General features: G+C 67.6%; 23 protein-coding genes. 16 read left to right on the forward strand and 7 right to left on the reverse strand.

Going from position 1 to position 22,623, the window contains the following annotated elements; translation table 11 throughout:
- Positions 1-68: 68 nt before the first annotated feature.
- Together ACFWBU_RS02175 and ACFWBU_RS02180 are read right to left on the reverse strand one after the other, a co-directional pair.
- Positions 69-593: a DUF1003 domain-containing protein gene (locus ACFWBU_RS02175; RefSeq protein WP_169621650.1), complete on the reverse strand. Its 525-nt coding sequence runs from the start codon at positions 591-593 to the stop codon at positions 69-71.
- Positions 590-1,861: a magnesium transporter MgtE N-terminal domain-containing protein gene (locus tag ACFWBU_RS02180; RefSeq protein ID WP_378527332.1), complete on the reverse strand. Its 1,272-nt coding sequence runs from the start codon at positions 1,859-1,861 to the stop codon at positions 590-592. Before ACFWBU_RS02180 ends, ACFWBU_RS02175 begins: the two co-directional genes overlap by 4 nt.
- 268 nt (positions 1,862-2,129) lie before the next feature.
- Between ACFWBU_RS02180 and ACFWBU_RS02185 the strand changes: the two genes are divergently transcribed.
- From ACFWBU_RS02185 to ACFWBU_RS02230, 10 genes are all read left to right on the forward strand, one after another.
- Positions 2,130-2,573, forward strand: coding sequence for a DUF4383 domain-containing protein (locus ACFWBU_RS02185; RefSeq protein WP_169652610.1), 444 nt, complete (start codon positions 2,130-2,132; stop codon positions 2,571-2,573).
- Positions 2,574-2,661: 88 nt separating this feature from the next.
- Complete coding sequence (locus ACFWBU_RS02190) at positions 2,662-3,123, forward strand: DUF6098 family protein (protein WP_169621653.1); 462 nt, start codon at positions 2,662-2,664, stop codon at positions 3,121-3,123.
- Between the two features lie 134 nt (positions 3,124-3,257).
- The gene (locus ACFWBU_RS02195) at positions 3,258-4,220 is read left to right on the forward strand and encodes a CoA ester lyase (protein WP_169621654.1); all 963 of its coding nucleotides are present in this window, start codon (positions 3,258-3,260) and stop codon (positions 4,218-4,220) included.
- Between the two features lie 88 nt (positions 4,221-4,308).
- Positions 4,309-4,797, forward strand: a complete 489-nt coding sequence (locus ACFWBU_RS02200; protein ID WP_169621655.1) for a general stress protein — start codon at positions 4,309-4,311, stop codon at positions 4,795-4,797.
- 67 nt (positions 4,798-4,864) lie between these two features.
- Positions 4,865-5,791, forward strand: a complete 927-nt coding sequence (locus ACFWBU_RS02205) for a hypothetical protein (protein WP_378527335.1) — start codon at positions 4,865-4,867, stop codon at positions 5,789-5,791.
- A gap of 87 nt (positions 5,792-5,878) precedes the next feature.
- Entirely contained in the window at positions 5,879-7,111 is a 1,233-nt protein-coding gene (locus ACFWBU_RS02210; protein WP_169621657.1) for a GNAT family N-acetyltransferase, read from the forward strand.
- Positions 7,112-7,237: 126 nt separating this feature from the next.
- On the forward strand, positions 7,238-8,581 hold the full coding sequence (locus tag ACFWBU_RS02215; RefSeq protein ID WP_169652612.1) for an ABC transporter substrate-binding protein: 1,344 nt from the start codon (positions 7,238-7,240) through the stop codon (positions 8,579-8,581).
- A gap of 65 nt (positions 8,582-8,646) precedes the next feature.
- Positions 8,647-9,528, forward strand: coding sequence for a carbohydrate ABC transporter permease (locus tag ACFWBU_RS02220; RefSeq protein ID WP_169621727.1), 882 nt, complete (start codon positions 8,647-8,649; stop codon positions 9,526-9,528).
- Positions 9,529-9,530: 2 nt separating this feature from the next.
- On the forward strand, positions 9,531-10,361 hold the full coding sequence (locus ACFWBU_RS02225; protein WP_169621659.1) for a carbohydrate ABC transporter permease: 831 nt from the start codon (positions 9,531-9,533) through the stop codon (positions 10,359-10,361).
- A 5-nt stretch (positions 10,362-10,366) separates the two neighbouring features.
- A complete protein-coding gene (locus ACFWBU_RS02230; protein WP_378527337.1) occupies positions 10,367-11,542 on the forward strand; it encodes an ABC transporter ATP-binding protein in 1,176 nt (391 codons plus the stop codon).
- A 29-nt stretch (positions 11,543-11,571) separates the two neighbouring features.
- Here ACFWBU_RS02230 and ACFWBU_RS02235 read toward each other — a convergent pair whose 3' ends face one another.
- Complete coding sequence (locus ACFWBU_RS02235; RefSeq protein ID WP_169621661.1) at positions 11,572-12,417, reverse strand: chromosome partitioning protein ParB; 846 nt, start codon at positions 12,415-12,417, stop codon at positions 11,572-11,574.
- A 73-nt stretch (positions 12,418-12,490) separates the two neighbouring features.
- Between ACFWBU_RS02235 and ACFWBU_RS02240 the strand changes: the two genes are divergently transcribed.
- A complete protein-coding gene (locus tag ACFWBU_RS02240; protein WP_169652613.1) occupies positions 12,491-13,618 on the forward strand; it encodes a winged helix DNA-binding domain-containing protein in 1,128 nt (375 codons plus the stop codon).
- 46 nt (positions 13,619-13,664) lie between these two features.
- Positions 13,665-14,261 (forward strand): suppressor of fused domain protein, encoded by a 597-nt coding sequence (locus ACFWBU_RS02245; protein WP_169621663.1) that lies wholly within the window; start codon positions 13,665-13,667, stop codon positions 14,259-14,261.
- Between the two features lie 11 nt (positions 14,262-14,272).
- On the opposite strand, the gene ACFWBU_RS02250 is transcribed toward ACFWBU_RS02245, so the two are convergent.
- Both ACFWBU_RS02250 and ACFWBU_RS02255 read right to left on the reverse strand, forming a co-directional pair.
- On the reverse strand, positions 14,273-16,081 hold the full coding sequence (locus tag ACFWBU_RS02250; RefSeq protein ID WP_378527340.1) for a hypothetical protein: 1,809 nt from the start codon (positions 16,079-16,081) through the stop codon (positions 14,273-14,275).
- Positions 16,078-17,160, reverse strand: coding sequence for a magnesium and cobalt transport protein CorA (locus ACFWBU_RS02255; RefSeq protein ID WP_169621728.1), 1,083 nt, complete (start codon positions 17,158-17,160; stop codon positions 16,078-16,080). The genes ACFWBU_RS02250 and ACFWBU_RS02255 overlap by 4 nt, the downstream gene beginning before the upstream one ends.
- Positions 17,161-17,241: 81 nt before the next feature.
- On the opposite strand from ACFWBU_RS02255, the gene ACFWBU_RS02260 reads away from it, so the two are divergent.
- The 4 genes from ACFWBU_RS02260 (at position 17,242) to ACFWBU_RS02275 (ending at position 21,011) form a co-directional block, all read left to right on the forward strand.
- Positions 17,242-18,096, forward strand: coding sequence for a PHP domain-containing protein (locus ACFWBU_RS02260; RefSeq protein ID WP_169652615.1), 855 nt, complete (start codon positions 17,242-17,244; stop codon positions 18,094-18,096).
- Positions 18,093-18,605, forward strand: coding sequence for a hypothetical protein (locus ACFWBU_RS02265; RefSeq protein WP_240955134.1), 513 nt, complete (start codon positions 18,093-18,095; stop codon positions 18,603-18,605). Before ACFWBU_RS02260 ends, ACFWBU_RS02265 begins: the two co-directional genes overlap by 4 nt.
- A gap of 436 nt (positions 18,606-19,041) precedes the next feature.
- Positions 19,042-20,232 (forward strand): NADP-dependent malic enzyme, encoded by a 1,191-nt coding sequence (locus tag ACFWBU_RS02270; protein WP_169621668.1) that lies wholly within the window; start codon positions 19,042-19,044, stop codon positions 20,230-20,232.
- A 164-nt stretch (positions 20,233-20,396) separates the two neighbouring features.
- Positions 20,397-21,011 (forward strand): glycine betaine ABC transporter substrate-binding protein, encoded by a 615-nt coding sequence (locus ACFWBU_RS02275; RefSeq protein ID WP_169621669.1) that lies wholly within the window; start codon positions 20,397-20,399, stop codon positions 21,009-21,011.
- A gap of 21 nt (positions 21,012-21,032) precedes the next feature.
- Here the strand turns inward: ACFWBU_RS02275 and ACFWBU_RS02280 are convergent, their stop codons facing one another.
- Positions 21,033-21,635 carry a DUF1707 domain-containing protein gene (locus ACFWBU_RS02280; RefSeq protein WP_169621670.1) on the reverse strand — a complete coding sequence of 201 codons (603 nt, stop codon included), beginning with the start codon at positions 21,633-21,635 and terminating at the stop codon, positions 21,033-21,035.
- 67 nt (positions 21,636-21,702) lie between these two features.
- Positions 21,703-22,620 carry an alpha/beta hydrolase gene (locus tag ACFWBU_RS02285; RefSeq protein ID WP_169652619.1) on the reverse strand — a complete coding sequence of 306 codons (918 nt, stop codon included), beginning with the start codon at positions 22,618-22,620 and terminating at the stop codon, positions 21,703-21,705.
- Positions 22,621-22,623: the final 3 nt, after the last annotated feature.

The following is a 22,623-nucleotide window of genomic DNA, read 5'->3' on the forward strand; positions in this document are numbered from 1 at the left end:
TCTGCCACATCGGTTGGTGTTGTGACGAACGTTACATAACCGGGTCGGCTTATGTGTAATTCCGGGTGTCAGCGCCTGGGCGTGCGTCCCTTCCCGGAACCGGATGCCGCGTCGTCCTCGTCCTCGTCGACGAGCAGCGACCGGAGATCGTCGAGTTCTCGCCGCAGGTAGTCGCGGGTCGCCACCTCGCCCACCGCGAGGCGCAGAGCAGCGAGTTCCCGTGCGAGGAACTCCGTGTCGGCCTTCGTCTGCTCGGCCCGGGCACGGTCCTCCTCGAGCGACACCCGGTCGCGGTTCTCCTGCCGGTTCTGAGCCAGAAGGATCAGCGGTGCGGCATACGCAGCCTGGGTCGAGAACGCGAGATTGAGCAGGATGAACGGGTAGGGGTCCCATCGCCCGACGACCGCGGTCATGTTGAGGGCGATCCACACCACCACGAAAATGGTCTGGATCGCCAGATACCGCCCGGTGCCGAGGAAACGCGCGACGCGTTCGCTGACCCGTCCTACTGCCTCCACATCGAAGTTCCAGCGGAACCGGGACGACTGCGGTGTCTCGAGACGCGATCGGCCCTGCGAGAGTCGGTCACTCATCCTTCGGTCTCCTCGTCACGCCAGTCCTCGGGCAGCAGATGGTCGAGCACGTCGTCCACGCTCACCGCCCCGAGCAGGTGCTGCTCGTCGTCGACCACCGGACCGCACACGAGGTTGTAGGTCGCGAAGTAGCGGGTGACGGTCGTCAGCGCGTCCCCGGGATCCAGGCGCGGCAGATCGTTGTCGATGATGCCGCCGATCAGAGTCGCCGGGGGCTCGCGCAGTAATCGTTGCAGATGGACGCAGCCCAGATACTTGCCGGTGGGTGTCGCGGTCGGTGGCCGCACCACGAAGATCATCGAGGCGAGCGCCGGAGTGAGGTCCGGGTGCCGTGCCCGCGCGAGTGCTTCCGCGACGGTCGTCGCGGGACTGAGTGTGACCGGCTCGGGGGTCATCAGACCACCGGCGGTGTCGGGGGAGTGTTCGAGCAGGCGCCGCACCGGCTCGGAGTCCTCCGGGTCCATCCGCTGCAGGAACGACTCCGCATCCGTTTCGGGCAACTCGCCGAGAAGGTCGGCGGCGTCGTCGGGATCCATCGCTTCGAGCACCGACACCGCACGGTCGACACCCAGTTCGGTGAGCAACTCCGTCTGGTCGTCGGACGGGAGTTCCTGCACGATGTCGGCGAGCCTCTCGTCGTCGAGGGCCACTGCGACTTCCGTGCGCCGTTTGGCGGGCAGATCGCGCAACGAATTGGCGACATCGGCGGGCCGCATGTCCTCGAACTGCATGAGCAGTTGCGCGACACCCTGGCCGGGCAGGGACAGCGCCTGCTGCGTCAGGCCGTGGACGTGCGGCCATTCCACGACATGGATGGGAGCCCGCCGCGCGAGCCGGCCGCGATGCCGGCGCACCGCAACCCGCGCGACCACCCAGTCCCGGGTGCGCGTGAGCTCGATGCCGAGGTCCACGACCACGGTGTCCACACCGATCAGATCGGGCAGTTCCGGGTCGTCGACGCGCACTTTCGAGTCGAGCACCTGTGCCAGTGCCAGCACCTCGGAGGGGCGCTGCGTGAACCGGCGCAGACTGACGTTGCCGGTCACGAGCGTGACCGATCCCGGTTCGATGGCCGTGACTCGCAGCATCGGGACGAAGATGCGTTTTCGCGTGGGCAACTCCACGACGAGTCCCAGGACGCGTGGTGCTTGACGACCGACGCGGATCGTGAGGACCACGTCGCGCACGCGGCCCACGGATTCCCCGTCGGGCCCGAGAACTACCAGACCCGTGAGCCTTGCGACGAAGACCTTGCTCACTGCTGCCAAGAGGTCACTCCCAACCGTATCGGTGCCGCGCGGAGCTCAGCATAAAAGCGGCCCCGGGCGGTGCGGACACACCGTCCAGGGCCTCTCGGCCACTGCGGACGGACGTTCGCGGTGGGCCGCATGAACCGTAGTCATCGTACGCATCGTCGCCCCGGCTTCCCGTGCGTCGGCATCGATCGGCAAAACCGATGCGCGTCGCCGGTTTCATGCAGCGGACGAGGGGTAGCCCGTGGACGTCTCATTCCTTCGTGATGGAGAAAGGACGGCCATGGCCGAACGGGTAATGCGAGCGAATCGAACGCCGATCCAGCTTGCCGCAATGGTTTTCGGGGTGGTGTTTCTGCTGGTGGGGATCCTGGGGTTCATCCCGGGAGTCACCACCGACTACGACACCATGACCTTCGCTGGCCACCATTCCGGAGCAATGCTGCTCGGAATCTTCGAAGTGTCGATTCTCCACAACATCGTGCATCTGCTCTTCGGTGTCGCGGGACTGGCCATGGGCCGGACGATCTCCGGCGCCAAGGCGTATCTCATCGGTGGCGGTGTCATCTACGCAGTCCTGTGGATCTACGGCCTCCTGATCGACAAGGACAGCGCAGCGAACTTCGTGCCGCTCAACACTGCGGACGATTGGCTGCACTTCGTGCTGGCGGTCGCGATGATCGCACTCGGGGTGCTGCTGCCGCCGCGCCGCCGCGCCGCCGTCTAGACGCGGGAAGGTGTGTCAGCGGGCCGACGTACGGTGTCGGCCCGCTGACGGACGCTTCACGGAGTTCGGGATCGATCCGGAGAACGTCATGAGCAGCACTCTGAGTGAAACACACTCTGTCCCAGGCGGAATCCCGCTCCTCTCGAGCTTGAGGGAGGTCGCCGACTTCGTCGCGGGAAACCCGGATATCCATGTCCGGTACTCCAAAGGTCCCGCCGCCGACGAGGCCGCGGGCCCGAGCCGGGACTACGAAGCCGGTGTCACGTTGCCCGGCTTGTCCGTGACCACCCTCGCCCCGGAACCGTGGTGGCCGGGACCGCTGGAGGATTGGCTGGCGCGCCGAATCTGCAAGTACGGCGAACTCGGTGAAGAGGACGGCAGATTCGCGTGGTTGCTGGAAGGAACGGTCGTGGGCCGGGGACCCGATCACGAGCCGCTGCTGACCGACATCCGTCCACTCGCACGACTGGGTCGTGCCGTCCTGGAAGAGGCGTCGCGCCGGTACCACGAGCGATTCGCAGTAGGGAACGATTCCCGCAGCGACACGTGAGGGCGCATTCGCGGTCCCCGAACGCCGGTCTCTGTGGTCCCGAACGCCGGTCTCCGCAGCGGTAGCATGAGCACCGCCGTCGGGCCGTGGGCTCGTGGCTCGTGTCGTTTCCGAACGTGGAGGTCTGTGCGGTCATGTCGTTTTCTTTCAGGCCCCGGCGGTCGGTACTCGCGGTTCCGGGCAGCAGCCGCAAGATGATCGACAAAGCCAAGGGTCTGCCCGCCGACGAGATCTTCCTCGATCTGGAAGACGCGGTGTCGCCCCTCGCCAAGGCCGAGGCCCGCACGACGATCGTCGAAGCGCTCAACGAGGACGGGTGGGGAGACCAGCTCAAGGTTGTCCGGGTCAACGACTGGACCACCGATTCGACGTACCTCGACGTCGCCGAAGTGGTCGGGGGCGCCGGTGCGCATCTGGACGCGATTCTGCTGCCGAAAGTGCCTGACGCGAGCCATGTCCACGCGCTCGATCTCCTGCTCACGCAGGTGGAGAAGGCGCACGGACTCGAGGTCGGGCGCATCGGCATCGAACCCCAGATCGAGAACGCTCTCGGCTTGACCAACATCGACGCGATCGCCACTGCGAGTCCGCGCGTACAGACACTCGTGTTCGGGCCCGCGGATTTCATGGCGAGCATCAACATGCGCACGCTTGTGGTGGGGGAGCAGCCCGACGGGTACGACCGTGGCGACGCGTACCACCACATCCTCATGACGATCCTGATGGCGGCGCGCGCTCACGGGCTGCAGGCCATCGACGGCCCGTACCTCCAGATCCGTGACGTCGACGCGTTCCGTCGTTCCGCACAACGGACCGCCGCGCTCGGTTTCGACGGAAAATGGGTACTGCACCCGAGTCAGATCGATGCCGCGAACGAGGTTTTCAGCCCGCGGCAGCAGGACTACGACAAGGCCGAGATGATCCTCGACGCGTACGAATGGCACACCTCGGCGGAAGGCGGAGCGCGCGGTGCCGCGATGCTCGGCGACGAGATGATCGACGAAGCCAGCCGCAAGATGGCACTCGTCATCTCGGCCAAGGGGCGAGCGGCAGGGATGTCTCGCACCGAAACGTTCGAGCCTCCCCGCGGCGAGTAATCGTGTTCTCGCCGCCGGTCCGGGCAGAATGGACAGCGGGCGTGCCGGTGAAGACGGCACGCGGCCATCGAGAAGGAGCCGAATACTCATGACCAACCCCATCGGACCTGGCGGCCGTCAGGTGCCGGGCCTTCCGGAACCCCCGACCGGCTGGCCGGTCGGGTCGTACACGACCTACGCCGAGGCGCAGCGCGCCGTCGACCACCTGTCCGATCAGAACTTCTCCGTCGAGGACGTCACGATCGTCGGGGTGGATCTCATGCAGGTCGAACGGGTCACCGGACGGCTGACGTGGCCGAAGGTCATCGGGGGCGGAATCGTCTCCGGCGCCTGGCTCGGTGTGTTCTTCGGTTTGCTGCTGGGTATCTTCTCCACCGACTTCCTCGGCCCGCTGCTGGTCGGTCTCGTGGGCGGCATCATCTTCGGCCTGATCTCGGCCTCGATCCCGTACGCCGCGACCCGTGGGCAGCGCGATTTCTCGTCGACGATGCAACTCGTCGCGGGGCGGTACGACGTGCTGTGCAAGCCGAGGACGGCCGAGCAGGCCCGCGACCTGCTCGCCAAGCTCGCGCTGTAACCCTCGGTGCGGGCCGGGCGGCGACGAGGGCTGCACCGGCCCGGCCCGCGCCACTAGTGTCGGTCGTATGCCCGATCTCGATTCGGTGGCCGACAGGCTCTACGGTCTCGATCCCGGTGACTTCGTCTCCGCCCGCGACGAATGTGCGGCGGAAGCCCGCCGGGCGGGCGACCGTGAACTCACCGCCGCTATCGGCAGGCTCCGGAAGCCGACGGTGGCGGCATGGATGGTCAATCTGCTCGCACGCGAACGCGGGGACGAACTCGCAGCGCTTTTCGATCTCGGTGACGCACTGCGCACCGCGCAACGGCGGCTGTCCGGCAGCGACATGCGTGCGCTGTCGGCGCAGCGGCGCAAGGTGGTGGCAGCGCTCGAGAAGGCGGCGGCCGACCTCGCGGACGACCACGGGCGCCGCGCCACCGAGGGCGCCCTCAGGGAAGTGAGCCAGACGCTCAACGCCGCGCTCGCCGATCCCGAGGTGGCCGACGAGGTCCGCGCGGGAAGACTCTCGTCGATAGTCGAGCACAGCGGGTTCGGTGACCTGTCCGCTGTGCCGTTGACGCTCGTGCCCGAGACCTCCGACGACGACACGCCGGAGGCGCCCGCGCCCGAGCGGCCCAGGACCTCCGGGAAACGGACCGCCGCATCGAAACGCGGCCGGAGCGCCGGCGCGCGCGCGACGGCCGGGAAAGCCGCACGCGACAAGGCGGAACGTGAGGCACGACGGGCGGAAGTCGACGCGGTCGCAGCAGAGGTGGAGTCGGCGCGTGCGTCGGCCGAGCAGGCGCGATCTGCGGCCGGGGACGCCGATGCCGAGCTCGAACGATCCGAACGAGAGGTCGCCGACCTGCGCCGGAAACTCGACCATGCCGAGCAGCAACGGCAGTTCGCACGACGAGCCGTGGCCCGCGCAAAGAAGGAAGTGACGTCTGCGGAGCGGGTGGCGTCCGCCGCCGAGACGAAACTCGTTCGCTTGCAGAACGCGACACGGTGATGAGACACCGCTGCGGTGCCGAAGCGTCCGTGCCGCAGGCCGAATACCCGGTCGCGGGGAGGAGCCGGCGCGGGCTAGGGTCCCGGGATGGGTGAAAACGCAGAGCCGCAGGTGCGGGTCCTCGAGTCGGAGGCCGAACTGGTCCAGGCGATGGCATTGTTCCGGACAGCGATGGTGGGACTGCCGGCACCGACCTATCCCGACGGGACGATCCACGACTATCTCGAACCCGGCCGTACCTTCGGGGCGTTCGTGGACGGTGTCCTCGCCGGCACGGTCGATGCGTTCTCGGGGGAGATCGTCCTTCCCGGCGGCGCGCGGGTCGCCCACGCCGCCGTCACCCACATCGGCGTGCTGCCCACCCACACACGCCGGGGAGTCGTCACTGCGCTCGTCCGGCAGCAACTGCGCGACGCGCGTACCCGCGGCGACGTGGTGGCGACACTTCGGGCCTCCGAGGCGACGATCTACGGCAGGTTCGGGTACGGAATCGCCTCGTGGTCGGTTGAGTCCGAGGTGGACCTGCGCCGGGCGGCCTTCCGGCCCGGGGCGCCGGAAGGCGGCCCCGTTCGGCTGCTGACCGGATCGGAGGCATGGGATCTGTTGCCGCACATCCACTCCCGCCACCTTCCCCTTCGTCCGGGCACTCTCGAACGGTGGTCGCAGTGGTGGAACTCCCAGAGAATGCGTGCGCAGTCGACCTCGGGGGCCCGTTACGTTGCTGTCCACGGGCAACCCGGACACGAGGACGGGTTCGTGCGCTACCGCCCCAGCACCGCCGACCCCCACGACTGGTTCACCAGCGAGACCCCCACGATCGTCGTCGACGATTTCTTCGCACCGTCCGTGGAAGCGCACGCCGGCCTCGTGCGCTTCTTGCTCGGCCTCGACCTCGTCGCCCGCGTGAGATTCGCCGAACTGCCCACGGACGATCCGATGCCCTGGCTTCTGCGCGACCACCGTGCGGTACGCACCCGGTCGATCGAGGACGAGACGTGGCTGCGGGTGCTCGACGTGGAGCGGGCACTGGCGTCCCGCGTCTATACGGGAGACGGGACGGTGACGCTCGGCGTCGTCGACCCGATGTTCCCGGAGAACGAGGGTACGTACACGATCTCCGCCGACGGCGCGGCGCGCAGCGACGGGCAGGCCGATCTGCGGATCGGTGTGGCCGAGCTGGGGTCGCTCCTGCTGGGCGGCGTCGCCTGTCGCACGTTGGCCGCGGCGGGCCGGATCGAGGTTCGGCACGCGGACGCGGTGCCGGTCGCGGACCGGCTCTTCGGATGGGTCCCGGCACCGTTCGCCGGTACTTCTTTCTGAGCCTCCCGCACCTCCCTCCCGGCGGCATGCGCCCAAAGCCCGTTTTGCTCCGCTTGTGCGACCCCAAGCGATATTGTCGATTTCGGTGACACAAGTCACTGTCTCGGCAGTGCGGGCGGAGGCGGTATGCGACGGAAGTGGGCAAGGCACGTCACGGCCGGCGCCGTTGCTGTGCTTGTCGGAGCCGGTCTGACGGCCTGCGGAAACAGCAGCAGCGGTACCGTCCTGAGTTTCTACACGGCAGCGGACGGTGCCGAGCAGTACGCGCAGGCAGCGGCCGTGTGTACCGAGCAGGCTCAGGGGCGCTACACGGTCGAGCAGCGGACGCTGCCGAAGAACGCAGACGACCAGCGCCTGCAGCTGGCGAGACGGCTCACCGGCGGCGATGCGAGTCTGGACCTGATGACGCTCGACGTGGTCTGGACCGCCGAGTTCGCCGAAGCGGGATGGGCTCTACCACTTCCTCCCGACATTGCGGCCGACGTGACCGAAGGCACCCTCCGAGGGCCTCTGGAATCGGCCACCTGGCAGGACGTCCTCTACGCCGCACCGCTCAACACCAACACCCAACTGCTCTGGTACCGCCAGGATCTGATGCCGGACGGGCAGCCGCCGCAGACATGGGACGAAATGATCGAGATCGCGAGCGGCCTCGCCGAGGAGGGGCTACCGAGCTGGATCGGGGTCACGGGACGCCAGTACGAAGGTCTCATGGTGTGGTTCAACACCCTTCTTGCCAGCGCCGGTGGGTCCGTCGTCGCCGACGACGGCACCACCGTCACACTCGAGGACGGCGATGCGGCGGAGACGGCCCTCGACATCATGAAAAGGGTGGCGACCGCGCCGGGAGTCGACCCCTCCCTGAACCAGGCCGACGAAGCGGCAGTGCGACTGGGGATGGAGAGCGGCCGCACGGCGTTCGAAGTGAACTGGCCGTTCGTGCTTCCCGGGATCCTCGAGAATGCCGCCGACCTGCCGTTCATCGACGAGAACGGCAATGTCACCACCGAGAACACCGGCAACACGGTCCTCACCGTCGACGGGGAGCAGAACTTCCTTCCGGCGCCGTACCCGTCCGTGATTCCGGGTGAGCCGGCGAAGGTCACGATCGGTGGATTCAACATCGCCGTGGCGCGGACGAGCACTCATCCCGACCTCGCCTTCGAGGCGATGACGTGCCTGCGCAACGAAGAGAATCAGCGCAACAACGCCATCGGCGGTGGCGTACCGCCGACTCTGGAAGTGCTGTACGACGACCCGGTTTTCCAGGAGGCGTATCCGGCGTGGCGGGAGGTGCGGGCCAGTCTCGAGAACGCGGCCGTACGCCCCGCTTCGCCTGCATACCAGAGTATTTCGACGCTGGTGACCTCCATCCTCAACCCGGTGGACCGGATCGACCCGCCGAAGACCGTCGGCGAACTCGCCGAACAGGTCCGCAAGGCGGTCAACTCGGAAGGGCTGGTTCCGTGACGGCAGTCGAATCGCAGAAACAGAGCGACGAGCAGGACGACAGCGCTCGCCCGGCGAAAGTTGCTCTGTCCGAAGGGAAGAAGGCAGAGCGGCGCCTCGGTCTCTGGCTCGTCGCGCCGGCCGCTCTGGTGATGGTCGCGGTGACGGCCTACCCGGTCGCCTACGCCGTGTGGCTGAGCTTGCAGCGTTACGACCTTCGCTTCCCCGACGACCGGACGTTCGTCGGCCTGTCGAACTATGTCGACGTGCTCACCGACGGGTTCTGGTGGCAGGCGTTCTTCGTCACGCTGGGGATCACCGTGGTCTCGGTGGCGATCGAGTTCGTCCTCGGCCTGGCAATCGCTCTCGTCATGCAGCGCACGATCCTCGGCAAGGGACTGGTACGCACCGTCGTGCTCATCCCGTACGGCATCGTCACCGTCGCGGCCGCCTACAGCTGGTACTACGCGTGGACGCCGGGAACCGGGTACCTTGCGAACCTGTTGCCGGACGGCAGTGCGCCGCTCACCGACCAACTCCCGTCGCTGGCGATCATCGTGCTCGCGGAGGTCTGGAAGACCACACCGTTCATGGCGTTGCTCTTGCTTGCAGGGCTCGCCCTGGTTCCCGACGACCTGCTCAAGGCCGCGCAGGTGGACGGCGCGGGAGCATGGACCAGGCTGATCCGCATCATCGTGCCGCTGATGAAACCGGCGATTCTCGTCGCGTTGCTGTTCCGCACACTCGACGCGTTCCGGATCTTCGACAACATCTACGTGCTCACGCGCGGCTCCAACGGCACCGGCTCCTTGTCGATCCTCGGCTACGACAACCTGTTCAGGGCGTTCAACCTGGGTATCGGATCTGCGATCAGCGTGCTCATCTTCGTGTGTGTGGCCATCATCGCGTTCGTGTTCATCAAGTTGTTCGGTGCGTCGGCGCCCGGGTCGGACGAAGGGAAGCGGTGACGATGGCGGATACCCGCAACAAGACCGTGTCGTGGTCCGCGGTCAACGTGCTCGTGCTCCTCTACGCGCTCGTGCCGGTGCTGTGGATCGCCAGCCTGTCGTTCAAGCCGCCCGGCACCATCCAGGACGGCAACTTCATCCCGCAGCAGTGGACCCTCGACAACTATCGGGGCATCTTCAAGACCAACGCGTTCACGAGCGCGTTGATCAACTCCATCGGGATCGGGCTGATCGCGACGTTCATCGCCGTGATCCTCGGGACGATGGCGGCGTACGCCGTCGCCCGCCTGGACTTCCCGGGCAAGAAGGTGCTGGTCGGGGTCGCCCTGCTCATCGCGATGTTCCCGCAGATCTCCCTGGTCAGCCCGCTGTTCGAGATCATGCGCAGCATCGGGTTGTTCGACACCTGGGCCGCGCTGATCATCCCGTACATCACCTTCTCGCTCCCACTCGCGATCTATACGCTCTCGGCCTTCTTCCGGGAGATCCCCTGGGAACTCGAGAAGGCCGCGAAGATGGACGGCGCCACCCCGGCGCAGGCGTTCCGGAAGGTGATCGCGCCACTGGCTGCACCGGGAATCATCACCGCCGCGATTCTGGTGTTCATCTTCTGCTGGAACGACCTGCTGTTCGCGATTTCGCTGACATCGACGGAGCGATCGATCACGGCACCTGCGGCGATCGCGAACTTCACCGGGGCTTCGCAGTTCGAGGAACCGACCGGTTCCATCGCCGCTGCCGCGATGGTCATCACCATCCCGATCATCGTGTTCGTACTGATCTTCCAACGTCGTATCGTCGCCGGACTGACGTCCGGCGCGGTGAAGGGGTGAGCGTCATGGCCGAGATCGTGCTCGACAAGGTGACGAAGGAATACCCTGACGGCGCCAAAGCCGTCCGCGACGTGGATCTGACGATCGCGGACGGCGAATTCATCATCCTCGTGGGCCCGTCCGGTTGCGGAAAGTCGACGACGCTGAACATGATCGCCGGCCTCGAGGACATTTCGAGCGGTGAACTGCGGATCGCGGGTGAACGCGTCAACGAGAAGGCTCCGAAGGACCGCGACATCGCGATGGTGTTCCAGTCGTACGCCCTGTATCCGCACATGACGGTGCGCGAGAACATCGAGTTCCCACTGACGTTGGCGAAGCTTCCGAAGAGCGAGATCGCGGAGAAGGTCGACGAGGCCGCGCGCATCCTCGATCTCACCCAGCATCTCGACCGCAAGCCCGCCAATCTCTCCGGTGGTCAACGGCAGCGAGTCGCCATGGGACGAGCCATCGTTCGCAACCCCAAGGCGTTCCTCATGGACGAACCGCTGTCCAACCTGGATGCGAAACTCCGGGTCCAGATGCGGACGGAGATCGCCCGGTTGCAGAAGAGGCTGGGCACGACCACCGTGTACGTCACGCACGACCAGACCGAGGCGATGACACTCGGTGACCGAGTGGTGGTCATGCGCAGCGGACTCGTGCAACAGGTGGGTGCACCGCAGGACCTGTACGACCATCCCCGGAACCTGTTCGTGGCCGGGTTCATCGGCTCACCCGCGATGAACTTCACCTCGGGGCAACTGGAGTCGGGCAAGATACGTTCCGCCTTCGGGGATTTCGCGCTCCCGGACGACCGGTGGGAGATGGTCCGGCAGCACAATCCTTCCCGCGACGTGGTGCTCGGTATCCGCCCCGAGCATTTCGAGGACGCGGCGCTCCTCGAATCCGCGCAACGGGAACAGGGCGTGACCTTCACGGCCGATGTGGACGTCCTCGAATCGATGGGGTCGGACAAGTTCGCGTACTTCACCGTGGAAGGCCCCGAGGTGCGGTCGAAGGAACTCGACGAACTCGCCGCCGCGACGGCCTCGGTCGATCTCGCCGGCGGCACGCTGGTGGCACGACTCCCCGTCGAATCCGGGGTGGCCAAGGACAAGCCGGTGGATTTGTGGTTCGACCCGGCCAAAGTCGCGCTTTTCGACCAGGAAACGGGAACCAACGTCACGCTGCAGAAGTGACGCAACCGCGGTGACGGCCGGACGGACCGTCACCGCGGATTGCGTCGCCGCAACGTCTCCACGATGTCGTCGTTCCACACGTGGCGGCGGACGAGGCGATAGCGTTCGCGCGCGATCCAGAGGTATGCCTCGGCGTCCGTCCGGTTCGGCAACATGCCGGCGGCGCGGACCAGCGCGACCACGGGCACGAACTCGTCCTCGTACCAGCGCCGCGCGACATCTTCGCGGGTCAGAAACTCACCGAGGTCCTGCATGAGACGGAACCCCCACGCCTCCACCGCTTCGGACAGTTCGGCGTAGTCCCACGGGTCCGTGACCCGCACGGCGTCAACGGCGTCGGCGGGCAGGGGCACACGCGTGCAGAACATCCGGTAATGGTCCTTGCGCACGAGGTCCGACTGCCCGGTGATCCCGTCGGCGGAGATCCGGGTGATGATCTCGGTGACGTACGCGTCGATGGTGCGGTCGTGCTGGGCGTAGGCGATCGACACGCGGTGGTGCCCGTCCTGCACGAAATGCAACGAGCCGACCCGGTACACGGAAATGGGCGGCATCGCCTCGCCTCGCCGCCGTGCGACAGCGATCCTCTCCCAGCGTTCGCGCAGACGCGCCGACGTGGGACGGAAACGCCGGTCGAAGTCGTCGGTGCGGTCCACGCTGCCGACGATCGACGACACCTCGATGATCTGCAGGCCGAGTCGGCGCTCGTCGACCCTGCCGAGCGCACGAACGACTTCGTCGAACGGCAACACGGTGTTGACATCGTCGGGTTCGCGCCGCAGCCATGCGATCAGCCGGGCGTACTCGGCGCGGCGACGTTGCCGCGCGAAATCGTCACCGGCATCGGAAACCGGAAAACCGGTGTCGCGCGCCATTCCTCGACGGTACCGGGTGCTGGGCCGCAGCGGGGGCGTCCTGCGTGTCGGAGACCTGTGCGACAGTCGACCCGTGACGAACCGGACCCTCACCGTTCGCGAACTCGGTCGCGCCACCCTTGCCCGCCAGCACCTGCTCAGGCGGAGCGACCTTTCCACCGCGGAGATGCTCGAGCACCTGATCGGGTTGCAGGCGCAGGCGCCCGAGCCACCGTATTTCGCGTTGTGGACACGGATACGCGGATTCACACCCGACCGATTGTCGGATCTGATCGCCTCCCGCGAGGTGGTGCGCATCGCGCTGATGCGCGGAACCGTCTTCGCGGTGACAGCGCCCGACGCCCTCGCGCTGCGGTCCTGGATGCAGCCTCTGCTGACGCGCGCGCTGCGCACCGATACGCAACACGCCGCGGGCCTCGCGGGCATCGACCACAGGGCACTGTCCGATTTCGCCGCAGAGCTGGTCCGCCACGAACCGCGCACCGGCCAGGAACTGGGCCGTCTGCTCGCAGAACGTTTCCCCGGTTACGAGCCCGGTGCCCTCGCCTACGCGGTACGCGGATTGCTACCGCTGGTGCAGGTGCCTCCGCGCGGACTGTGGGGGCGATCGGGTCTACCGCGACTCGCGCTTCTCGACCATTGGGTCGGGCGCGGCGGCGAATCCCTTCCTCCGCTCGCACCGGAACCTGTCGCGCTCGTACGCCGGTACCTCGCGGCGTTCGGCCCCGCGAGCGCACGCGACGCGCAGGCATGGTCGGGGCTCACGGGTCTCGGCGAGATCTTCGACGCGCTTCGGCCCGATCTCACCGTCTTCCGCGACGAGAACGGGGTCGAACTGTTCGACCTGCCGGACGCTCCCCGTCCCGATCCCGCGACGCCGGCACCGGTTCGCATCCTCGCGCAGTACGACAACGTGCTGCTCTCCCACGCCGACCGCACCCGGCTGGTGTCCGACGCCGACCGCCGCCGGCTCGTCACGAAGAACGGGATCGTCCACGCGGCCGTCCTCGTCGGCGGGACGGTCGCCGGGTCGGTCCGCCGCACCACGACACGTCGTTCGGCGGTCCTCGAGGTCACGCCGTGGCGCCGTCTCACCAACGCGAACCGGTCGGCGATCGAGGCCGAAGGGATGCGCCTGCTGAAGTTCTCGGCGCCGGGCGCAGACGACCGCGAGGTCCGGATCCTGCCCGAGGCGCACTAGTGGCACGGACCGACACCCGGTCGCGGGCGCAGACTAGATTGCAGGGGTGACCGACGCAGTGCTCGACGCAGTCCGCGCCCATCTCACCGCCCACCTCTCCGGCCCCGGCGGTGGGGAACCGGAGTCCGCGTCGGTGACGTTCCTGGGACTCGAACCCATCGATGTGCTGCGGTTCCGCAGTCCCGAGACCGGACTTCTGCGGTTCGCCACGTTGGGATGCTCCCGGCATCCCATGGGCGACCCGACGGAGATGGTCGCGGACCCCAATCGTGGGCCGCGTGCCGAACTGGTTCTGAGTCTGCGTAATGCGGAGGGCCTGACGACCGGGGTGCACCGCACGCTCGCGTTGCTCGCCGCGCTTCCGGCGGTGGAGGGAGTCGTGCTGACCGACGACGCCCTGCTCGATCTGGGTGAGCCGCTCTGGGAGGGTGCACCGTTCACGGCGGTGCTGCTCGGCAGCGGCGACGTGCCGGATCTGGTGTTGCCCGAGCCGGCCGATCCGGTGCGGTTCTTCGACGCGATTCCGCTGACCGGCACCGAAGCGGCGTGGAAGCGGTTACGCGGCGCGGACGCACTGCGCGAGGCGTGGACGGAGGCGGGCATCGACCTCCGCGACCCCAAGCGAGCGCAAGCCCGCTTCTGAATGCGGGTGCGTCAACGCGGTACGACCACTCCCACCGGCCCCGCACCGACGCACATGCTCATACCGGGGGTAGCGGTGCGAACCTGTAGACCGTCGCCGCCGCCGGGCACCCGCACGTACACCGTGCCCGGACCCTCGGTGACCTCGACGCGAGCCGGTTCCCGCGACGGGAAACCCACCTCGATCTCGCCGTCGGCCGACGCCAGATAGTTCAGCTGGACGGTCCACGTCGCTTCCAGCATCGGCCCGGTCGGCAGCATCGTGGTGGTGCCGGGCACCACGTGACGACCGCATCCCGGTTCGGGGCCCGGATCGACCCAGCGCACCGCCATCAGATCGGCGGGCACGAGTGCCCCCGCCTCGTCGAGGACGCGTAGTTCCGTCGTGCTGTCGCCGATGTCGGACCGGTCGGGGAGCGCGGCGAACACCGATCCCATCAGGTTGTGCGGGAACGTCACGGGAAGCAGGACCCACACCGAGACCGGATGGTCGAGTACGGCCACGTCCGGGCGGGAGACCAGACCGGAGCGGGCATTGTCCAGGTACTCGCCGGTCGGATTGTCGGTCCAGCTTCGGGTGAAGGTCACTGTGGACCACAGGGAACCGACGGCGAACGTTGCTGCGGCCACGGCCGCGACCGCCCGCACCACCGTCGTGGGGATCGCCGGCGCATCCGGCCGGGGTGGCGCCCGCAGGATCAGTGCGGCCGCGACAGCGACGACGACAGCGGAGTCGGCGAAGTACCGCAGCGTCTGGGCGAGTTCGTATGTGGTGCCGGGGCCGAACCGGGTACTGATCATCGCGACCATCGATGCCGCGACGTATGCGCCGGTCGCGGCCCAGACTAATCCGGTGCGCTGCCGTGTCCGCAGGCTCCATGCGAGCGCGCCGGCGAGCGCGGCCCAGGCCACGACGACGAGCACTACCGGTGGGTCCGCCCACGGTGGTCCGGGGTTCCACCGGTCCCACTGCCAAGGGCCACCGACCAGGGAGGGGAGCAATCCGTACGACAGGCCGTGGTGGCTCAATCCGAGCGCCATGTCGGCGGTCGGTACGCCGAACCGTGATCCGACCGTGGAGACGTAGAGACCAGTCCACACCGCGAGCACGACGGCCGAGGCGAGCCACAGCGGTGCCGCCTGCCGCAACGCGGTCCGCACCGGCCGGCGCTGCCCGTCGACGCGGTAGGTGAGGGCGAGCACGGTGAACGCGACGAACGGAACGAGGATCGCCTTCTCGAAGAACATCAACGCGAGGGCCGTGACGAGTACGCCGCTCACGAGATACCGGCGCCGGCCGGAGCGGGCGTACCGAAGGGCGTCGCCCGCGACCCAGGCGAGAGCCGCCTGCATCGGTAGCGAATTGAGTGCCGCCGCCCACCATGCGAACGCAGGCAGCGTCAGCGGGGTGAACAGGTAGAACAGGAGAGGCGCCCAGAGTGCGCGCCGTGCACCGAGCAACAGCCACAGCACGCGGAGCACCGCGAGCGAGGCGAGTGCCTGCGCCAGCACGAGAGTCACCGCGGCAGGCCACCACTGCAGCGGGGCGATCATGGTGGCGAGCCCTGCGACGAGAAACGCGCCGGGCATGAGATGGCCGTCGTGGTCGTACCGCAGGAAGGACTCCGACAGCAGCGACTCGGTGCCGGCCCGCCCGATGAGGATCAGGTCGTCCCAGTAGAACTCGCTCGTGACCGCGATCGCGGTCCGGAGCGCCACCTGCGCAGCGATCAGCGCGAGGGCGACGACCAGGACGATCCGGCCCCGGTCGTGCTGCGCCGCAGGACTTCCCGGCCCGCGTTCGAAAAGTGCGGTCGTCACAGCCACTTGTTGCGTCGGAACGTGACGAACAGTCCCACGGTGATGACGACGATGACACCCCACACGAGGAAATAGCCGTAATCCCAGTGCAACTCGGGCATCTTGTCGAAGTTCATTCCGTAGATACCGGCGATCATCGTAGGCACCGCGGCGATCGCGACCCACGCCGAGATGCGTCGCATATCTGTGTTCTGTTGCACGGTGACCTTCGCGATGGCCGCGTCGAGCAGCGTGCCGAGAGTCTCGTCGAACGCGGCGATGCGGTCGGAGACGGTGGTGTGGTGGTCGGCGACGTCACGGAAGTAGCGGCGCACGTCCTTCGGCACAGGGTTGCCCGGCGACCGGATGAGTAGCTGCAACGGTTCGGCGAGCGGGACGACCGCGCGTCGCAACTGCACGATTTCGCGCTTGAGGAGGTAGATCTGTTCGACCGCGATATGTGTGTCGGGGGTGAAGACGAGTTCTTCGAGATCGTCGACGTCGGGTTGCACGGCGGTGGTGACCGCGAGATAGGAATCGACGACGTGGTCGGCGATCGCGTGCAGCACCGCGGCGGGACCGAGCATCAACCGCGCCGGATTCTTCTCGAGCCGGCTGCGCACCCGGGAGAGTTCGGAATGGTCGCCGTGTCGCACGCTGATGATGAAGTCCGGCCCGGTGAACAGCATGATCTCGCCGGTTTCGACGATGTCCTTGGTCGTGGTCACGCTCTCGTGCTCGATATAGCTCACGGTCCGCAGAACCAGGAACAACAGGTCGTCGTAACGCTCGAGTTTGGGGCGCTGGTGCGCGTGGACCGCGTCCTCCGCCATCAGTTCGTGCAGGCCGAACGTCCGGGCCACGCTCGTCATCTGCTGTTCGTCCGGTTCGTGCAGGCCGAGCCACACGAACCCGTTTCCGCGGCGACGCACTTCGGCGAGCGCCTCGGAGTGTGTGTACTTGCCCGGTTCGCGCCGGCCGTCGATATAGACCGCGCAGTCCACCACGGCCTGTTCGGTGGGCACCGGTGGGGGCGGCCCGGCCGCCTCGGGTGGTGCCACCGAGATGTGCCGATCCGATCGGGAGGGCAGGTTGGCCATGGTCTCCCTCCCTCCGTTGTGGTCGAGCGGCACGAGATGTCGCGCCGTCATGTTAGTCGCCACACCTGACAGACTGGTGACGTGCGCATAGATCTGCATTCCCACTCCACCGCGTCCGACGGCACGGACAGTCCGTCCGCGCTGGTTCGCGCGGCTGCCGAGGCAGGACTGGACGTGGTGGCACTGACCGACCACGACACCACCACCGGATGGGACGAGGCGGCCGCGGCGACGCCGTCCGGACTGCGACTCGTGCGCGGGATGGAGATGTCATGCACGGGGCGCGGTGAGGATGGCGCGCCTGTCGCGGTGCACCTGCTGGCGTATCTGTTCGACCCGGACGACCCGGACTTCGTGGTCGAACTCGGGCGGTTGCGCGGGGAGCGCGTGTCGCGGATCAGGACGATGGCCGAGCGCATGGCCGACGACGGGCTCCCGATCGATGTCGACGCGGTCCTCGCACAGGCGGGGCCGGCGGCGGGCCGGCCGCATCTCGCCCGTGCGCTCGTCGACGCCGGGGTGGTGGCGACGGTGGGAGACGCATTCACCGAACTGTTGTCGCCGCGAGGCCGCTATTACGTGTCGAAAGCGGACACGCCGCTCGCGGACGCGGTGCGGATGGTGACGGCCGCGGGCGGTGTCACCGTGATCGCGCACGCTCGTGCGCGCGCACGCGGGCGCCTGCTGGCCCTCGACCACATCGAGGAACTCGCGGAGATCGGCCTGGGCGGACTCGAAGCGGATCACCCGGACCACAGCGACGCGGATGCCCGGTTGATGCGCGACATGGCTGAACGCCTGGGGTTGTTCGTCACCGGATCGTCGGACTATCACGGACGGAACAAGGACATCGCGCTCGGACGGTTCACGACCGACCCCGGCGCGTACGAAGCTCTGCTCGACAGGGCGAAGGGAGTCGAGGTGGTCGTGGGATGAGGACGTCGGGGACGGGGCATCAGGGCGCCGGACGGGACGACGAATTCGCCGCGGCGCCGGAGCATCACGACAGCCGGGCGTACGACAGGCGGCAGTACGACAGGCGGCAGTACGACAGGCGGCAGTACGACAGCAGGCAGTACGACAGCAGGCAGTACGACAGGCAGCAGTACGACAACCGGAAGTACGGCAGGGCCGGGCACTCCGGGCACTCCGGGCAGCCGCGTAGGGCATCGTTGCCGGTTCGTGCGGGGCGGGTCGTGTCCGGCGTGGTCGCCGGGGCAGTGCTCGTGCTGGCCGCGGTGGTGGTCGGCGCGCAGTATCTCGGCGGCCAGCGAGGCTTTCCCGGACCGGGCTCGGCTTCGGTGGCGGCCCACGTCGTCGCGGCACTCGTGGCCGTCGGCGCCCAAATCGTCGCCGACCGCGCACGGGGCTTCGCCGCGTTCGCCGCACCCGTTGTGGTCATCGTCACTGCATCGATTCTGTTGATCACGCAGTGGTGGGGCTGAATCGGCGGCGCTCCGGTGCTACCGACCGGTAGCACCGGAGAATCCCCAGGAACCGGGTTGCGCCGTCCCCGGGGTTACCGCAAACTCACAGGTGAGACCACAAAAAGGTGAAACCTTTGCAATCGATGCCGATTTGATTGTTGGTCTGTAAAGGTGGCAAACTCGCCACCACGACCGAGGCCGGAGTCACCCTTCCGGTATCGGAAGAAAGATGGCAGAGCCGCTCGAGGGCTTGTCGCCGAGGCCACCCGCCCCGGCGCCATCGCGCTCCGGAAGACGTACAGCGTTCCACAGCCGTAACCATGATCGCGCGCCGGATGCTTCATCGAATATGTCCTTGGCGGAGCACCGTATCTCCATGTGAAATGCATGAGAGTGCAGTTTCTTCGCAGTAACCGAGGCCAGGACTGGTCTCGGAACACGCAGGAGTGTCATCGTGTCAATTGTGTCTGCTGCACATACCCCCGAGAAGCTCGAGCTGACCGACGAAGAGATCTTCGCAAGCCATGTGGGCGGGAAGCTTTCGGTCGAGCTCGCCGCGCCCCTCGAGACCCAGCGCGACCTCTCCATCGCCTACACCCCGGGCGTCGCCCAGGTCAGCCGTGCGATCGCGGCCGACGAGACGCTCGCCGCGCGCTACACCTGGACGAGCCGGCTCGTCGTGGTCGTGTCCGACGGCACGGCCGTGCTCGGACTCGGCGACATCGGCCCCCGCGCGTCGCTGCCCGTGATGGAGGGTAAGTCCGCGCTGTTCAAGAAGTTCGCCGGGCTCGACTCGATTCCCTTGGTGCTCGACACGAAGGATCCCGACGCGATCGTCGAGACGCTGATCCGGTTGCGTCCCAGCTTCGGTGCCGTGAACCTCGAGGACATTTCGGCGCCGCGCTGCTTCGAGATCGAGAAGCGCGTCATCGAGGCACTCGATTGCCCCGTCATGCACGACGACCAGCACGGCACCGCGATTGTCGCGCTGGCTGCGCTCAAGGGCGCCGTGAAGGTGCAGGACCGTGACATCAAGACGCTGCGCGTGGTCATCTCCGGCGCCGGTGCCGCGGGTGTCGCGTGCGCGAACATCCTTCTCGCCGCGGGCATCGAGGACGTCGTGGTGCTCGATTCGAAGGGCATCGTCTCGTCGGATCGCTCCGACCTGCACCCGATCAAGGCCGACCTGGCTTCTCGTACCAACCCGGCGGATCGTCGCGGCGGTCTCATCGAGGCTCTCGACGGGGCCGATGTGTTCCTGGGCGTGTCCGCGGGCACCGTCCCCGAAGAGATCATCGCGACGATGGCCGACAACGCCATCATCTTCGCGATGTCCAACCCCGACCCGGAGATCCACCCCGACATCGCGCGCAAGTACGCCGCCATCGTCGCCACCGGTCGCAGCGACTTCCCGAACCAGATCAACAACGTGCTCGCGTTCCCGGGTGTGTTCCGGGGCGCGCTGGACGCCGGTGCCCGGCGCATCACCGAGGGCATGAAGCTCGCGGCCGCCGACGCGATCCTCTCGGTCGTCGCCGACGAACTGTCCGTCGACAAGATCGTGCCGAGCCCGCTGGATCCGCGGGTCGAGCCGGCCGTCGCGGAAGCTGTTGCGGCAGCGGCCAAGGCCGAGGGCGTCGCCTGATCCGAGCTGTTCTGTTCGCCGAACGCCCGTCCGGGACTCCGGGCGGGCGTTCGGCGTCGGTGAGAGGAAACGGTGCTGCGGTGCCTCCCGCCGATGCTGCCGCAACCGGATGGGACGATAGGAGGCGGCCTAGCAACGGGCGAGTTCGAGGAGTGTGACGATCGGTGAAGACACGGATGCTCGGCGTCGCGGCGATGATGGCGACGGCCGCGACACTCGTCGGATGCTCGACCGGCCAGGTCCTGTCGGCGGATTCGGATCCCGGTGTGCTCACCGTCGGCTCGGGGCAGTCGCCCGACAGCCGGGTCCTCGCCGAGATCTACGCAGCGGTGCTGCGCGGAACCGGGTCGCCCGTGGATACCCGGCTCGGGCTCTCCGAAGGCGAGGATCTGGCGGCGCTGGATTCCGGCGCGGTCGACGTGCTGCCGGAATACATGGGAGGGCTGCTGCTGCGGTTGCAGCCCGGCGCCACTGCGGTCGAGCCGGACGACGTGTTCGAGGAATTGAACAGATCGCTGCCGCAGGGGCTCTCGGTCTCCGATTATGCGGTCGCCGAGCAGCCCGGGTCGGGAGATGCAGGGGACGCCGGAAGCTCCGCGGCGGCCGCGAATGTCGTCCCGCTGATACGCAGCGGTGCACTGACACCGGAGCAGGTGAAGGCGCTGAACGTGGTGGCAGGGGAGCTCACCACGGACGAACTCGCCGAGATGGGGGACGCGGTGCGACGCGGGGAGCTCGAACCCGGCCGCGCAGCGGACGATTGGCTCGCCGCGCGCTGAGACTCAGGCCGAGGGCGGGCCTCACTTCTCTCGTTTGCTGTCGCCGCTCTCGAGCTGCCGGATCCGTTCCGCCGCTTCCCGCAGGCGCGCTTTGCGCTCATCGGCGCTCGATTCCTTGAGCTCCTCGTAGAGCTCTTCGTCCTCGTCGCTGAAACCCAGGATCATGCGGGGCACACTCAGCGTGACGATCAGCGACGGCCATACCACCCAGGCGTACTCCCAATCGACGATCATCTGCAGCACGAGAAACGTCATCAGGGTGATGCCGATGATGATCCAGTCGAGAGACTCGACGACGCTTCCCCGTTGGCGCAGCGAGACGAGTTCGGTTTCCGGATCGGTGGGTGCGGGCGCATCGTTCGGGCGCACCGCCGGAACGGATGCGGACCCGTCGACCACCCGGACATGCCCGTCGGCGATTTCCAGCGGTACACCACCCGGAAGGCCGTCGAAGGCCGGCCGGGCGGCGGACAGGCTGCGTGCCTGCGCGACCCAGCCGGATCGGTCGTAGAACTCCGACGAGTCGAGCCGGCCTGCGGCGTAGTGCTCACTCAGGACGTTGAGCGCGTGCAGACGCTCGCTATCGCTGAGCAGGATGTCCGGGGTGTTCGGGTCGTCCGTCATGAGATCCGCCGTCCGGTCGAATTGTCGGATCTCAACTATAGAATTAATCGGCTCTTCCGGTCGACTGTCAGTCGTGTGTGCCTGCCGGTGCCGCACCGGACATGTGCCGTCGCAGGAACGTTCCGACATCGTCCACCGCCTCGGCCGCCTCGCGTACGAGTCCGGCCTGCAGGTGCGCGACGTGCCACAACTCGGGCTGTTCGGTGTACTCCAGATCGACGCCCGCCGCACGCAGCTTCTCCGCGAACTCGGAGATCTGCGGGTACAGCACTTCCCTCACGCCCACCTGGATCAGCGTCGGGGGGAGTCCCGTGAGGTCTCCGTGCAGCGGCGCGTAACCGGGATCGGCCGGGTCGCCTGTGCCGAGGTAGGCCTCGGCGGACGAGAACGCCCAAGCGGTGTTGACGACGACGTCCCGGTCGAACGGCACGGTGCGGGAGCCCGGATCGACCCACGGCGACAGCAGGCCCAGCGCTGCCGGTGTGACGCCGTGCCGGTCGATGAGCCGGCGCGCGGTGGCGACCGACAGGCCGCCGCCCGCGGAATCACCGGCGAGCGGGGTGGTCGCCGCATCTGCGCCGTGCTCGGTGATCAGATCGATGTACGCGGCCACCGCGTCGTCGAGAGCGGCCGGGTACGGGTGTTCCGGAGCGAGGCGGTAGTCGAGTGCGTACACCACCGATCCGGTCGCGGCCGCGAGATGCGCGACCAGCGATCGGTGGGTGGCGGGGGAGGCGCAGGTGTATGCGCCGCCGTGCAGATACAGCACCGCTGTGGGTCGCTCCGTCGCCCCTACCGTGACCCGTTCGGCGGGTCGTCCGCCGAGCGTGACCTTCCGGACGACGGTGCCCTCCGGCAACGGCTGGATCGGTGCGGCGGCTTCGAGCAATCGCCGCTGCACCGAGTACGGCAGCCGCGCGTTGAGAGTGAGCCGGTAGAGGGGACGCAGGGTCGTCCGCACGAGGCGCAGTGGAAGCTGTGGCATCGG

Origin of the sequence: Rhodococcus sp. NPDC060084 (assembly GCF_042730335.1) — a bacterium.
GTDB lineage: Bacteria > Actinomycetota > Actinomycetes > Mycobacteriales > Mycobacteriaceae > Rhodococcus.